General features: G+C 58.8%; 12 protein-coding genes and 1 pseudogene. 4 read left to right on the top strand and 9 right to left on the bottom strand.

The window, feature by feature from the left end; translation table 11 throughout:
• Positions 1 to 54 precede the first annotated feature (54 nt).
• The 3 genes and pseudogenes from CAF76_RS01230 to tatA all read left to right on the top strand — a co-directional run bounded on the left by CAF76_RS01230 (position 55) and on the right by tatA (position 3,101).
• Positions 55 to 527 (top strand): annotated as a pseudogene (locus CAF76_RS01230) ((2Fe-2S)-binding protein).
• A gap of 12 nt (positions 528 to 539) precedes the next feature.
• Positions 540 to 2,780 (top strand): xanthine dehydrogenase family protein molybdopterin-binding subunit, encoded by a 2,241-nt coding sequence (locus tag CAF76_RS01225; RefSeq protein ID WP_085646532.1) that lies wholly within the window; start codon positions 540 to 542, stop codon positions 2,778 to 2,780.
• A 99-nt stretch (positions 2,781 to 2,879) separates the two neighbouring features.
• Complete coding sequence (tatA, locus tag CAF76_RS01220; protein WP_085646531.1) at positions 2,880 to 3,101, top strand: twin-arginine translocase TatA/TatE family subunit; 222 nt, start codon at positions 2,880 to 2,882, stop codon at positions 3,099 to 3,101.
• Positions 3,102 to 3,205: 104 nt separating this feature from the next.
• Here the strand turns inward: tatA and CAF76_RS01215 are convergent, their stop codons facing one another.
• The 6 genes from CAF76_RS01215 to CAF76_RS01190 all read right to left on the bottom strand — a co-directional run bounded on the left by CAF76_RS01215 (position 3,206) and on the right by CAF76_RS01190 (position 10,202).
• Positions 3,206 to 4,084, bottom strand: coding sequence for an AraC family transcriptional regulator (locus CAF76_RS01215; protein ID WP_064600813.1), 879 nt, complete (start codon positions 4,082 to 4,084; stop codon positions 3,206 to 3,208).
• A gap of 88 nt (positions 4,085 to 4,172) precedes the next feature.
• Entirely contained in the window at positions 4,173 to 4,517 is a 345-nt protein-coding gene (locus tag CAF76_RS01210) for a hypothetical protein (protein ID WP_085646530.1), read from the bottom strand.
• 398 nt (positions 4,518 to 4,915) lie between these two features.
• Entirely contained in the window at positions 4,916 to 5,662 is a 747-nt protein-coding gene (locus tag CAF76_RS01205; RefSeq protein ID WP_085646529.1) for a YkgJ family cysteine cluster protein, read from the bottom strand.
• A 277-nt stretch (positions 5,663 to 5,939) separates the two neighbouring features.
• Entirely contained in the window at positions 5,940 to 7,073 is a 1,134-nt protein-coding gene (locus CAF76_RS01200; protein WP_085646528.1) for an NADH-dependent flavin oxidoreductase, read from the bottom strand.
• Positions 7,074 to 7,191: 118 nt separating this feature from the next.
• On the bottom strand, positions 7,192 to 8,346 hold the full coding sequence (locus CAF76_RS01195) for an aldo/keto reductase (protein WP_085646527.1): 1,155 nt from the start codon (positions 8,344 to 8,346) through the stop codon (positions 7,192 to 7,194).
• A gap of 605 nt (positions 8,347 to 8,951) precedes the next feature.
• On the bottom strand, positions 8,952 to 10,202 hold the full coding sequence (locus tag CAF76_RS01190) for an MFS transporter (RefSeq protein ID WP_085646526.1): 1,251 nt from the start codon (positions 10,200 to 10,202) through the stop codon (positions 8,952 to 8,954).
• A gap of 101 nt (positions 10,203 to 10,303) precedes the next feature.
• On the opposite strand from CAF76_RS01190, the gene CAF76_RS01185 reads away from it, so the two are divergent.
• Entirely contained in the window at positions 10,304 to 11,272 is a 969-nt protein-coding gene (locus CAF76_RS01185; RefSeq protein WP_085646525.1) for an AraC family transcriptional regulator, read from the top strand.
• Positions 11,273 to 11,309: 37 nt separating this feature from the next.
• On the opposite strand, the gene CAF76_RS01180 is transcribed toward CAF76_RS01185, so the two are convergent.
• The 3 genes from CAF76_RS01180 to gcvA all read right to left on the bottom strand — a co-directional run bounded on the left by CAF76_RS01180 (position 11,310) and on the right by gcvA (position 13,909).
• On the bottom strand, positions 11,310 to 12,071 hold the full coding sequence (locus tag CAF76_RS01180) for an SDR family oxidoreductase (protein ID WP_085646524.1): 762 nt from the start codon (positions 12,069 to 12,071) through the stop codon (positions 11,310 to 11,312).
• Between the two features lie 29 nt (positions 12,072 to 12,100).
• Entirely contained in the window at positions 12,101 to 12,928 is an 828-nt protein-coding gene (locus CAF76_RS01175; protein WP_085646523.1) for an EamA family transporter, read from the bottom strand.
• A gap of 75 nt (positions 12,929 to 13,003) precedes the next feature.
• Positions 13,004 to 13,909, bottom strand: a complete 906-nt coding sequence (gene gcvA / locus CAF76_RS01170) for a transcriptional regulator GcvA (RefSeq protein ID WP_085646522.1) — start codon at positions 13,907 to 13,909, stop codon at positions 13,004 to 13,006.
• Positions 13,910 to 14,174: the final 265 nt, after the last annotated feature.

The raw sequence follows: 14,174 nt of genomic DNA, 5'->3' as shown, positions 1-14,174 counted from the left end.
ATAGTCAGCCGTTATTGAGAGCAAATTGCTGCTCACACATTCCGGAGAGCTATCATGAGCGTCCTCACCATCAATGGCCGTGAATACACGGTTGACGTAGATCCCAGCACCCCCATTCTCTGGACCCTGCGTGACACCCTGGGGATGACCGGCACTAAGTTTGGCTGCGGCGCGGCGCTGTGCGGCGCCTGCACTGTTCACCTGGATGGTCAGGCCATTCGATCATGTGTGACGCCAATAGCCGCGGCCGAGGTCGCAAGATCACCACCATCGAAGCCGCGACAAATGGCAGCGACCCGATCGGTACTGCCGTGCATGAGGCTTGGGTCAAGCATGACGTGGCGCAATGTGGCTACTGCCAGAGCGGTCAAATCATGAGCGCGACGGCTTTTCTAAAGGCCCAACCCAAAGGCAAGCAACCCACCGCTGCCGAGATCGATTCAGCCATGGCGGGCAATATTTGCCGCTGCGGTACCTACGCCCGTATTCGCGCGGCGGTCGCGGACGCCGCCAAAGTCCTTGCCTGACCGGAGCTCACCATGCTGAACGACATCTTTACTACAGAGCTCCCCCGTGCCCTGCAACATCTGCTCGAACGCGATCAAGCCCGCGGCTCCTTCACACTCCCACGCCGCGACTTCCTCAAGATCGTCGGCATTGGCGGGCTGGCTCTGGGTGCATTTCCTCACCTGGCGCTGGCGCAGGAGGCTACCGGCGGTGACGTTGCGCCGCTCAAACCGAGTCAGCAGCCCTCTGCATTCGTGCAGATCGCGTCCAACGGAGAAGTCACGGTGACGATCAACCGGTTGGAGTTCGGTCAGGGTGTTCAGACCGGACTGCCGATGATTCTCGCTGAGGAACTCGATGCCGACTGGAGTCTTGTGCGCAGCCGCAACGGCAGTAACAACAATGCCTACCAGGACCCGCTCTTCGGCATACACCTTACTGGCGGCTCAAATTCGATCAAGAACAGCTTTACACAGTACCGCGAGCTGGGTGCCCGCGCTCGGGCCATGCTGCTCTCGGCGGCGGCAGCGCGTTGGAACGTGGACGTGGCGAGCCTGACCACGAAAGCGGGCATGGTGTTCGGCCCTGCCGGCCATAAAGCGAGCTATGGGGAACTTGCAGAGGCTGCGATGGCGTTGCCCGTGCCCGACAAGGTCACGCTCAAGGATCCCGGGGATTTCCGCATCATTGGCCAGGCCACTACGCGCATCGATGCCAAGGCCAAGAGCAGTGGGCAGCAGGATTTCGGCATAGATATGCACTTGCCCGGACAGCTCACTGCCGTCGTTGCCCGCCCACCGGTGTTCGGTGCAAAAATCGCGTCCCTGGATGACAGCGCAGCCCGTGCCATTAAAGGCGTAAAAGCGGTATTGCGCGTGCCGCTGGACCGCGGCGCCGAAGGTGTTGCGGTGGTTGCGGACGGGTATTGGCAGGCAAAGCTGGCTCGTGATGCGCTGAAGGTGGAATGGAACTCGACCACCGTAGAAAAAGTGGACAGCGAAAAACAATTGGCGCAGTACCGGAAGTTGGTCAACCAACCTGGTCTACGCCAATTTGATGCCGACATGACGCCACTTGCTTCGGCGCCGCATCAATTGGATGCAGAGTTCGTATTCCCCTACCTCGCCCACGCCCCCATGGAGCCGTTGAATTGCACCGTCCAGATTTCTGAGGGGCGCGCTCAGTTGTGGACTGGCACCCAGTTCCCTGGCGGCGACAGTACAGCTGCCGCAAAGGTGCTTAATCTTAAGCCAGAACAAATACAGATCAACGTGCAAACGGCAGGCGGTGGCTTTGGCCGCCGCGGCGTGCCGAGCAGTGATTTCATTGTGCTGGCTTGCGAGGTGGCCAAAGCTGCGCGTGTCGCCGGACTGACCGTTCCTGTCCGCACCCTCTGGAGCCGTGAAGACGACATCAAAGGTGGCTACTACCGCCCCATGTATCTGCACCAGGCGCGTATCGGTTTTGACGACAGCGGTAAGGTGTTGGCCTGGGATCACGCCCTGATCGGGCAATCCATCCTCGTTGGTACCGTGTTCGGCGGGCAAGTGAAGAACGGTATCGATCCCACCGCGACAGAGGGGATGCGTGCCCCTTATCCGCTGCCAATGCGCCTGACGGTTCATCACCCGGAACTCAACGTACCGGTGTTGTGGTGGCGCAGCGTGGGGTCCACCCATACGGCCTTTGTGATGGAGACGCTGATCGACGAGATCGCCCGAAAAACTAAGCAGGATCCAGTAGATTACAGGATGAAGCTATTTGCCGACCAAAGTCCGCGCCATCGGGCCGCACTGCAACTGGCGGTGGACAAAAGCGAATATGGCAAACGCCAGCTGCCTGCCGGCCGTGCCTGGGGGGTGGCCGTACACGAATCGTTCAGTTCGGTAGTCGCTTATGTCGTCGAAGCCTCAGTGCAAGACGGCCGCCCGGTGCTGCACCATGTGACTGCTGGCGTCCACTGCAATTTGGTCGTCAACCCACGCAGCGTTGAAGCCCAGGTGCAAGGCGCTGCGCTTATGGGGTTGTCGATGTGCCTGCCGGGTGGTGCCATCACCCTGAAAGAAGGCGTAGTGCAACAAAGCAACTTTGCTGACTTCAGCGTCCCGCGCATCACCGACATGCCCGAGTTCGCGGTTCATGTAGTGCCAAGCGCAGAGCCCCCCACCGGGATGGGTGAGCCCGGCCTGCCAGCGCTGGCCCCCGCTTTTGCAAACGCCATAGCCAGTTTGACGGGTAAGCCAATACGTCAGTTGCCCTTCAAACTCGCATAAATCGACGAAGCAAGTGCCTGGCTATGATGGTGTGCTGTTACACCATGATCGCCAGGCGCTGACTACCCGCAATCAGCGTTAAATCTCGCCAGGAAATAAATGTGGCTATTCTTTGATTGGAAACACTGGGCCGTCATTTTGGTCGTGGTGGTCTTGGTCTTCGGCGCTAAAAAACTGAAAACCCTGGGCACGGATATGGGGGAGACAATCAAAGGCTTTCGCAGAGCCATGAGCGAGGAGGAAAACAAACCTGAGGAGCTGGCTTCTACCGCGCAGGCCCCCGTCAACTCTATCCACCGGTTCGAGGCTGGAGAGGCCTAGAAAAACTAGGGGTTACGCACCTATCGGTGGCCTCTTATGGGAGATCGGAACAGGACGACACAAAGGTCTCTGTTGCAGGCTCATCCCATAACTAACCATTAGCGTCACATGCGAATCCGCTTGATATCGCGCTGAGGTGGCTCACCAAACAGGCGACTGTATTCGCGGCTGAACTGCGATGAGCTTTCATACCCCACCAGCCCGCCCGCACTGCTTGCATCGATATTCTGGCTGAGCATCAACTGTCGAGCTGCCTGTAGCCGCAACTGCTTCTGATATTGCAGCGGGCTCATCCCGGTCACGGCCCGAAAGTGTTGGCGAAACGTGGAAGGGCTCATATGCGCTTGTACCGCTAGATCATCCATGCGCAACGCCTGACGAAAATTAACTTTGAGCCAGGCTAATGTCTTGGCAATTTGCTGGCTGGGTGAACCGGCGGCAATGACATGCAGCAACTGCGGCCCATGGGTTCCGTTTAACAGCCGGGCAATGATCTCTTCCTTGATCAGCGGCGCGAGGGTCTCAATCCAGTGGGGTTCTTTGAGCAGGTCCACCAAGCGCCTCAGCGCATCCAGCACCCCCACATCCAAAGGCTGTACGGTCACGGGACGAAACGCGTCATCTCGCATACGTTGCGATAACCGCATGCGCTCGGCGACCTGCGTCACGGTGGTACTGTCGAGAGCCAGCATCATGCCGAGGAATGGCTTGAGCGCGCTGGCTTGAGTGACATGGGAAGTGACCGGGAGATCGACACTGGTCACCATCGACTCGCCGGGCGTATAGGGGAGCACCTCACTGCCGACGATCACCTGCTTGCCGCCTTGCAAGGTCACGCCAATTCCCAGGCCGTAGATACAGTGCATGGGCGCCGTAACGGCTTTACGCCGATGCAGGCTCAGACCGGGAATGTCGGTAATGCGGTCACCATCGCCAGGAACCAACTGACTGACCGATTTAGCGAGACGCGTGATATCAGTCATGATTTGGTCGTTAGACACATCGCTATTCACATTCAACTCCAAAAAAACCAGACTTAGAGATGGGCACGGTTCAAGCCATTACTCATCCTCACGTCGACAAGTGCTGCGCTTGCATCTGCGCGACGACATTGAAGGAGCTGAAGAGCAGCGCTTTAGCCGACGGTTGGCCCGCCATGTGAAACAGATCGAGCTCCAGGCGCTGCGCCCTCTCCAGCGCTTGCTCCGCGTGTTCTCTGGAGGACCAGAGAAGCTGCATGAGCGCGTGATCGCCTTCGTCACTCACTTGCACGCACGCTCTGATGAACCCTGGACATGAGCAGGTAAAGCGTTCAATACGGCTCATCAACGACGCCACCAGTTCCGGCATGTGGATAGGGTCGACGGTAAACTCAACGAAGTGACTGAACCCGCAGTTTCGTCTTGACCAAGTCATGAAGGCTCTCCAAAAAAGTTATCGTACGGCCGACGTGCACTTCCAGTTTTCATGCCCATGTGAACAAGCGGTTGAATACGCCGCGCGGGGGCCCGCAATGTCCGGATCGAGCACTGCCTGGAATGACCAGCGAGGATTTGCCGGCAAGGTTCGAGCGAAACCAACCAGGTCCAGGCGTCCTTTAATACGCAGGGAGCCAGAAGAGAGGCCATTTGAGGTCCTTCATCGTTGATCAGCATGACCTCAGTATGCTGCGCCAACGAACCTCGCTTCTTGCCCGATCAAGGCGATTGATTGCCTGATTCAACGCTTATCAAGCAACATCAACCCCGCTGACCTAGTTATTTCAATATATTTCAGAAATGAAAGCTGCCCGAATCAATCAGAACGCCTGACACCTACAGCGCATGAAAAATGTAGTCAGTGGGCAGTTGGTCATCAAACGCCAAGCCCACCTGGTGAAGCTGCTCGCGCAACGCCAGAGCATCGACGCGGACTTTCCAGTTGGAACGAGCATGCCCCACTTTTCCAGCATCGTAGCGGGCAATCGCCTCGGCGAGCTTAGGGCGATCTGGCAAGTACACCGCCAGCGCATTTCCTTTCCATGCAGCCACGTTCAGCCCCAAGGTTTCACAAAGCGCAATTTTTGCCTGCGCATCCTCTCTGTCAGCCTGGCGGGAGCGTTCAATCTGATCAGCAAGAACCGGATCAACGATCCGATCTGTAAACAACACTTCACCCTCCTCCCAGACTTCGGGCGGGCAAATCTTGTGTTCCGGATCAAGCGCAATGAACGGATTGATCTCCGCCGGATATATACGACACACCAGCGGCCGCTCTTCATAGATGCCGCAACGACCGTCATCGCCGAGGCTTGGGCATTGCACCAGCGCATTACCCGCAAACACTGCAATGGCCCGCACATGGGAATTACCGCAAGGCACCTCGACTGCGCGTCCTGCGGCGTGGGCAAACTGTTGCGGCCCAGCAGTCCAGAAGGACTGTTCAAATGCCTCCAGTATGATCGCGACCTCATGACCTCTTTCCAGCCACTGCCTTGTCTCGTTCAAAGTCAGTGGAACCAACCGCCCCTTGCAGCAGATCCCGCAGCCATTGCACGCAAACCGGATGCTGTTGTTTTGCATATCCCTACTCGCCTGTAAGTTCGACTTTCCACAGAAACACCCGCCACCTGCCCACAGCACAGGCAGGTCTTGAGGCACCTTGGGAGTATGTGAAATGCAGCGCGGTTGCGTTTGCTCGATCGAGTGGCATCTTTGCTCGATTCAAGCGATCTCAAATGCGGGAGATTGAGGAGCGGCGGGAGCTACTCGTCGAGTGGTCTGGGCCTCCCCACTGATATTGATGTGGCTGAGGCACGCTGACCGAGGTTCGCAGTTGCGCACCACGGCCAAATCTACGTTACGGTGTGCCCTGGAGTTTGAACCAGCCCGTGGTGGCCTCGATTACGCTCCACAGTTTTGGCGGAATTACGATCTGCGAAACACGTGCCGGGTTAAGCGCCGTTTGAATCTGATCGTCGTGGCCTTTTTCTGCCAGTTCCACCCAGTCAGGATTTATGACAAGGCCCTGTCCAACCGCGACGAGCGACAGGCCGAGCTCAAGCGCTTCCTCGGCTTGGCGGGGCGTCTTGATCTGCCCGGCGGCAATCACCGGGATGCGTCCGTCGACATGATCCAGTATCACCTTCGCCGTGGTCTGATCACCCTGTCCGTCGACAGGTACCGTTTCCAGCACGCTTCCCAGGGAGACGTGGAGATAGTCGATACCGCTTTCGATCAGTCCATCGACAAGCACGCAGGTGTCGTCGATGCGCAATCCATTTTCGCCAGATTCATCTGGCGAAATGCGATAGCCGAACAGGAACGGTCGATCAGCGTGTGCCTTGATGACTCGATGAACCTCATGCACAACCGCCAATGGAAAACGCAGACGGTTCTCGAGTGAGCCGCCCCACTCGTCATCGCGCTGGTTGAACTTCGGAGAGAAAAAATTCTGGATCAGAAATCCATGGGCGCCATGCAGTTCTATACCATCAAATCCTGCCTCGATGGCACGACGCGTCGCCTCACCAAACGCCAGGATAACGTCGTGAATTTCTTCCCGGGTCATTGCGCGCGGGGTAGCGGGAACGCTGAACGGTCCTGCGTCAATACTCACTGCACTGGCGCTGACAACGTCCGGCACCAACTCCATAACGGCCTTGTTACCCGCGTGGAACAACTGCAGCACTGCCGTTGCACCACCGCTCTTCGCGGCCTTTGCCAATCGCTTGAGACTGGGAACGAATGTATCGTCGAACGCTGCAAATTCGTCAGTGAATCCAATACCGTTGGCGAGCACGTGCGTGCAACCGGTGATCACCAGACCGACACCGTTTACCCGACGCTGGTAGTAAGCAATTTCCTCGTCGGAAACAGTACCGTCCGTGTTGCCGGCCCACGTTGTCATGGGGGCCATCGCCACGCGATTGCGCAACTTGATTCCGTTGTCGAACACAAACGGCTCGAATACCTTACGCGTAACTTGATTCATTTGAGTACCTGATAAAAAACGGGGGGATCAATGACGCCCTTCTCCACACCGCACCAAAACGCTCCGGCTGGAGGAAAATCGCTAATGGACGCCTTCAGCGGCTTTCACCTTCTGAAGGTCACTGGGTGACGTCGACGGCACGCATATGCATTGGGCTCATTCGACCACCGTGCACCGTCAGCTTTGCCAGAGCAGCATCCATTTCCACCAGTTCGGCGGCCGTCAGCCTCACGTTGACGGATGCCAGGTTCTCCTGGAGGTGATTAAGCTTGCGTGTGCCTGGAATCGGGACGATCCAGGGTTTCTGCGCAAGCAACCATGCCAACGCTATCTGAGCGGGAGTGGCATGCTTTTCCATTGCGAACAGCCTGAGCAAAGCAACGATTGGCTCGTTTGCTTCCAGGTTCTCGGGCGTGAATCGGTCAAACCCTGAACGCAGATCGGTGTCGGCGTCGAACCGCGTACTGCCATTCAGCGTACCGGGTAAATAGCCCATACCCAGCGGGCCCCAGCACACGAAACCGATACCCAGTTGTTCACAGGTATCAAGGACTCCGTTGTGCTCGACGCTTCTCTCCATGACGGAGTATTCGGTTTGGACCGCAGTCACACGCTGAACGGCATGCGCTCGGCGAATGGTGCTTGCACTTGCCTCCGAGAGACCGAAGTGCAACACCTTGCCCTCTTTTATAAGGTCCTGGACCGTACCCGCAACATCCTCTATCGGTACGTTTGGATCGACTCGGTGTTGATAGTAGAGATCGATACGGTCGGTACGCAGCCGCTTCAGCGAGCCCTCAAGCACCTTCCTGATATGTTCCGGGCGGCTATTGAGGGCGCCGCCGGCATCCATGTCGAAACCGAATTTTGACGCGACGACAACCTCGTTGCGAAACGGGGAAAGCGCCTCACCTACCAATTCTTCATTGGTGTACGGCCCATACACTTCGGCCGTATCAAAAAAAGTGACGCCCTGTTCATTGGCCGTGCGGATGACCTTGATGCCCTGCTCCTTGCCTGCAGGTGCGCCGTAATTGGCGCTGATGTTCATGCACCCGACACCGAGTTCCGAGACTTCCAGCGAACCCAGCTTGCGCGTGTTTGTGACGCGCGCCCCGCTCACTTTTGCGCTATCCGGCGAGGCTGCCCAGGACAGCGGAGCAACACTCAAACCGGCCCCAACGACCGCCCCGCCAATCAAAACGTCACGGCGACTGAAGCCTGGATGATCCTGGAATGTGTTTTCCGATGTGCCTCTATTATCCTGCTGCATGGTCGGGTCCTGTCTGTAAATTGCTGCCATGGGATAGACGTTGGTTAAACCCGTCGATACCCCGGGTGAATCCTGGTTTCAGTATGCGGCGCACCTGCCGGGATCATTTGCCCGTTTTGTCGGCATCACTGCCTATTCCAAGGATTCTTCTGAGCATTTCAGACAGTCAGCGGACCGCGCGGTCGTTTACAGAGGGGAGTCCGTACCCTGGGAAAAGAACGCCGGGAACAACCAGATGCTCTGCCACTGGTGCCCCGCAGGGGTGGCGTAGTAATCAGAGACATGGCCCGCGACCCAGAAACCGATCAGCAGGCCAGGGTAATCAGGCCCAGGGCCGAGCTGCTTCCCGAGGCCGCGCAGGCCTTCCGTTTCATTGGGGGCAAAAATGGGGGCATCACTAGTTTTTTAAAACCTGAAACCACCGCCCTAGAGCCCAGTCAGAATGTTTTTTGGCGACCCTGACAGTCTCTAGGTTTCGCCGGGCGGGCTGTTCATCTGATCATTTCTGGCTTTTCATGGACCCTGGAAATCCAGTCACTTCCAGTGCACCTCGCGGTTACAGCCCACCCGCTACCAGTACCCAAGGCTGTAGCGCGCAAACCGGATCAAAGGTGCAACGCGGGTTTGGTCTGGCGAACGTCATGGCCAGAAGGGACGCGGACCCGCAGCGCAATCAGCAACGCGGCCAGTAGCATCAGCGCGGCCGCTGCGACGAATACGCTTGCGCTGCCACCGAGGCTGAATACCGCACCGCCAGCGGCCGCGCCTGTTGCGATAGCGGACTGCACAGAGGCCACCACCATGCCTCCGGCGCTTTCCGCCTGATCAGGTACCGCATTGGCGACCCAGTTCGACCACGCCACCGGCACACCACCAAAGGCCAGACCCCAGATCGCCAGCAATACCGCCTGCCCCGGCACCGACGCCGGCAACAGCACCAACGCCAGTGCTGCGACACCGACCAGCGCGGGCATCAACACCAGAGTGGCCAGCGGGTAGCGCTCCAGCAGCCTCCCGGCTAACAACGTGCCGACGAAGTTCGCCACACCGAACCCAAGCAGCATCAGCGACAACCCTTGCGGGCCGATGCCGGTAGTCCCTTCAAGGAATGGCCGAACATAAGTGAACATCGCAAAGTGCCCGCTATGCACCAGTACACAACCGAACATGCCCATGGCGATGCCCGGGCGCAGCAATACCTCCAGAACGGTGCGCAGTCTTGCCGGCCGGCGCGGCGCGAGGCGCGGCAGAGTGAGAGACTGGAAAGCCAGGGTCACCATGCCTACCGCCGCCGCTGCAAAGAACGCGCTGCGCCAGCCATATAATCCGCCCAGATAACTGCCCAGCGGCACTGCCACGACCGTCCCTATGGCTATGCCGCTGAAAATGATCGACAACGCCCGAGGCAACAGAGCATTCGGCACCAGGCGCATCGCTACCGCTGCCGCCATGCTCCAGAACCCGCCAAGGGCAATACCCAGCAAGATGCGCATCAACAACAGCACCACGAAGCTGGAAGAAACGGCGACCAACAGATTCGAGGCGACCATCAACGTGGAAAAGCCCAGCAACACCCAACGTCGGTCGATGCTGCGGGTCAGACCTGGCACCAACAAGCCAGCGAACAGCGCCACCACGGCTGTTACCGTCACCGCCTGGCCAGCCAGCGCTTCGGACACTCCCAGTTCGGTAGCCATCAGCGTCAACAAACTCGCGGGAAGGTACTCAGCGGTGAGTAACCCGAACACACCCATTGCCAATGAGAAGACGGCCATCCACGCGGGCGTCGCAGGCTCTACATCCGCACCGACGCCGCAATGGCGGTCGGAAACGGCGTTACATACACAGTCATTCATTGCACGGATCTCCCAATGTTCATTGCGAGCCGAGTCTAGGCGCTGAAAACTGGATGATCTATGATCCAAAGTCTCTACTTTTTGATCAGAACCCCTGAACGATGTCTGCAGACCAGTTTGCTCTTTCCTCGGACCTCATCAACGAGCTGTTGCGTGGCATGCGCCTGCGAGGCGTTGAATACCGGCGTATCCAGGCGGGTCCAACGTTCGGATTGAGCTTCGCGGAAAAACCTGGGCACGCCTGGTTCCACTTCATGGCCGTCGGCAATGCGGAATTGCGAATGGAGGACGGCAACAGGTACGCGCTGTCTGCCGGCAACGCCGTGTTCATCTCCCATGGCGCGGCTCATCAACTGTTTTCCCATCCGGACGCGCCTGTTCAAGACATCGACGGTCTAGACGGCGAAACCTTGGGTGACACCGTCAGCGCGGTGGATACCGGAGCCGATGCCAGCCCCACGCCGAGCACTCTTTTGTTCAGCGGTTGCATGGAGTTTGAACTGGGCAGTATCCATGGCCTTGGCCGGCTGATGCCGGGTCTGATGCTGATTGATGCCGGTGGCCAGCGTTATCCCGGGCTGGTACCGATCCTGACCACCATGGAGCGCGAGGTCAGCGCCGCCCGCGTGGGCTTTGCCGGCATCCTCGCGCGGTTGGCCGACGTGGTGGCCGCGATGGTTGTTCGCGGCTGGGTGGAGTGCGCCTGCGGCAATGCTTCGGGGCTGATCGCCGCCTTGCGCGATCCACGCCTGGCCGGTGCACTGCTTGCGCTCCATCAACAACCGGGCCGCGACTGGACCGTTGCGCAGTTGGCAGAGCACAGCAATACCTCGCGCTCGGTATTCGCGGAGCGCTTCCAGGTCACGATTGGCATGACTCCGCTGCGCTACGTGACCGAACTACGAATGCGGCTTGCAAGCCAGTGGCTGACGCTCGAGAGGCTGCCGATCGAAGAGGTGGCGCAGCGTTTGGGTTATACCTCCCAGGCTGCTTTCAGTCGTGCATTCAAGCGCATTACGGGCAGGACACCGGGCTTGAGTCGCAAGGTGAGGCGGCCCGCGGTTACTTGAAGTCGAGCGCAAGGAGTTGACGATCCGTGCCTCTGACTCATTTACCACCCGTTACGTCGAGGAATGTACCGGTAACAAATGATGCCTCTGTACCAGCCAGCCACAAAATGGCCCGCGCCACTTCTTCCGGCTGCCCGCCACGCCCCATCGGGATCGAGTCCTTGACCCGATCGACCCGCCCCGGCTCGCCGCCGCTGGCGTGCATGTCGGTATAGATATGCCCCGGTCGGATACAGTTGACGCGAATGCCCTCACGGGCCACCTCTTTGGCGAACCCGATGGTGAACGTTTCCAGCGCACCCTTTGATGCTGCGTAGTCGACATATTCATTCGGACTGCCCAGACGCGCCGAAGCCGACGATACATTGATCACCACGCCGCCCGCACCGCCGTGCCGCAGGGACATGCGCTTCACGGCCTGTTGGGCGCACAGTATCGGCCCGAGAGCATTGACCGCAAAGATGCGTTGCATGCGCGCGAAGCCCAGGTCTTCCAGGCGTGACTGTTGCGCCAGCACGCCAGCGTTATTGACCAGGACATCGATGCGCCCGAACGTGTGGTCGATCGCTGTGAAAAGCCCCGCGACCTGCTCGGGGTCGGCACTGTCGGCGCGAATCGCCAACGCCTTGCGCCCCATCGCTTCGATATCCGCCGCCACCGCCAGCGCGGCGGACTCATTGGCAACGTAACTGATCGCAACATCGTAGCCTTGGGCAGCAGCGAGTCGGGCGGTGGCGGCGCCTACTCCACGACTGCCACCGGTAATCAGAATCAGCGGAGCCTGCGAGACGTTAACCATGAAACTACTCCTTAGCAGATGATGCCGAGTCAGCCGATGATGATCGCGCCGCTGGCGATCACCACACAGGCCAGCATCCGGCGGACGGTAAGTGTTTCACCGAGGAACAGGTAGCCAAGCAACGCCGCGAACAGCACGCTGGTTTCACGCAAGGCTGACACCGCGCCCAGCGGGGCTTCGTTCATCGCGTAGATAACGATTGCGTAGGCAAGCAGAGAAACCAGCCCGCCCATTGCCGCAGCGAACATTCCGGGCCGAATCGAAAACAGGCTGCGGGCATCGCGCAGAACGATGTAGACCACCGGCATCAGCACGCCCCACAAGGCACTCATCCACACCGTGTAGGCCAGCGGCGCACCGGACAGCCGCGCGCCAATGCCGTCGACCACGCTATAAGCCGCGATAAAGCAACCGGTTCCCAATGCGTAAGGCAGGCTGGGCACCGACAGGCTGCGTCCCCGGAAAGCCAGCGAAATGATGCCGCCTGACACCAGCGCAATGCCGAGCATTTCGCCGGGGGTGATGGTTTCGCCGGCAAACAACGCGGCGCCGAGCGTAATCAACGCGGGTGATGAACCGCGCGAAATCGGATAAATCTGTCCCAGATCGCCGACCCGGTAACTGCGCACCAGAAACAGGTTGTAGCCAACGTGCAGCAATGCCGACAGCAGCGCATACCCCCAGCTCTGAGGCGCAGGCGCCACCATGAACATCGCGGCAACTGCACAGACTATGGCGATTGCAACGCACATCACCGTCATCGACCAGAGCCGATCGGCACCGCCGCGCAGCAATGCATTCCAGCCGGCATGCAGCAGCGCGGCGAACAGGACAAGGAGGACGAGATGAGTAGGCATTGGCCATTTTAGGCAGCCCGAACGGCCGGATTACAGAGAAGGCTCCTCATTGCACCATGAGCGATTCTTCATGCCTCAAACCTGCCCGCCTTGCACTTTGAGCGCCTCACCGAGCAACCACTCGCGAAAACTCTCAATGTGCGGCTGCGTCTCAACGCCCTTGGGGCAAACGAAGTAATAAGCGAGCGGTGACTGAAACGGCACATCGAACAGCCGCACCAGCCGGCCATCGCCGATTTCCTTCTCGACATGCCCGCTGCGCACAAGAGCAATTCCATGGCCGAGCAAAGCCGCCTCGACCGTCATATTGGTATCGCCAAACCTGACGCTTTCCCGCAGCGGCAAAAACGCCAGCCCGACGGACTGGAACCACGCTTCCCATTTCGGTGCCAGTTCAGCGCCGTCACGTGCCAGCAGCGGCAACTGCAACAAATCGGCGGGACTGCTCGGTATTCCGACGCGTTGCAGCAGTTCGGGACTGGCCACCGGGAAAACCTGCTCACCGAACAAAAACTGTGAATACAGACCGGGATAGTTGCCCTTGCCCAAGCGGATCGCAACATCGGCTTCGCTGCTGGCGAAATGGATGACCTTGTCCGTGGTGTCCAGCGACACCAACAGTTCCGGGTGCTGGCGGGCCAGGCTCGGCAAGCGTGGCAGCAACCATTTCAACGCAAAGGAATAGGTCGTGCTGACGCTGAGCCGGACCCTGCCCTTTTGCTCACGCAAGTCGGCCAGCGTCGCCTCAAGGCTCATGAAGAACTCGCGCACAATCGGCGCCAGGGTAGCGCCCGCAGGTGTAAGGCGTAACGACTTGCCCCGTTCAAACAGCTGCAAGCCCCAAAGCTCTTCCAGATGCCGCAGCTGATGGCTGACCGCGCTCTGGGTTACATGCAGTTCCTGCGCGGCGGCGGTGAACGTCGGGTGCCGGGTGGATACTTCGAAAGCCCGCAAGGTCGCGGTCGGGGGCAGATCTCTCATAAACAAAGGGTCCGGCATTGTCAAAACATCGAGGTATGAGTATCAGGTCATGTTAGAGCGAAATGTTGTAGGTTGCCTGTTCCGGGTAACAGGACTCTTGATGTTGGCGTATTGATCCAGCAGCCAGGCGAGGTCTTTGTAAACAAGCGCCATATGCTCCGCAAGGATGTCGAGGCTCGGTAACTTCAGCGCAGCATTTAATCGCCGCATAATCCTCACCCAGCAATTTCGCCTGCGACAGTTGCCGATCGCGCAACACAGAATT

The organism is Pseudomonas sp. B40(2017), from assembly GCF_002112855.1.
Taxonomy (GTDB): domain Bacteria; phylum Pseudomonadota; class Gammaproteobacteria; order Pseudomonadales; family Pseudomonadaceae; genus Aquipseudomonas; species Aquipseudomonas pharyngis.
The sequence above is the reverse complement of the archived record's forward strand: the minus strand, read 5'-3'. Positions and strand labels throughout refer to the sequence as shown.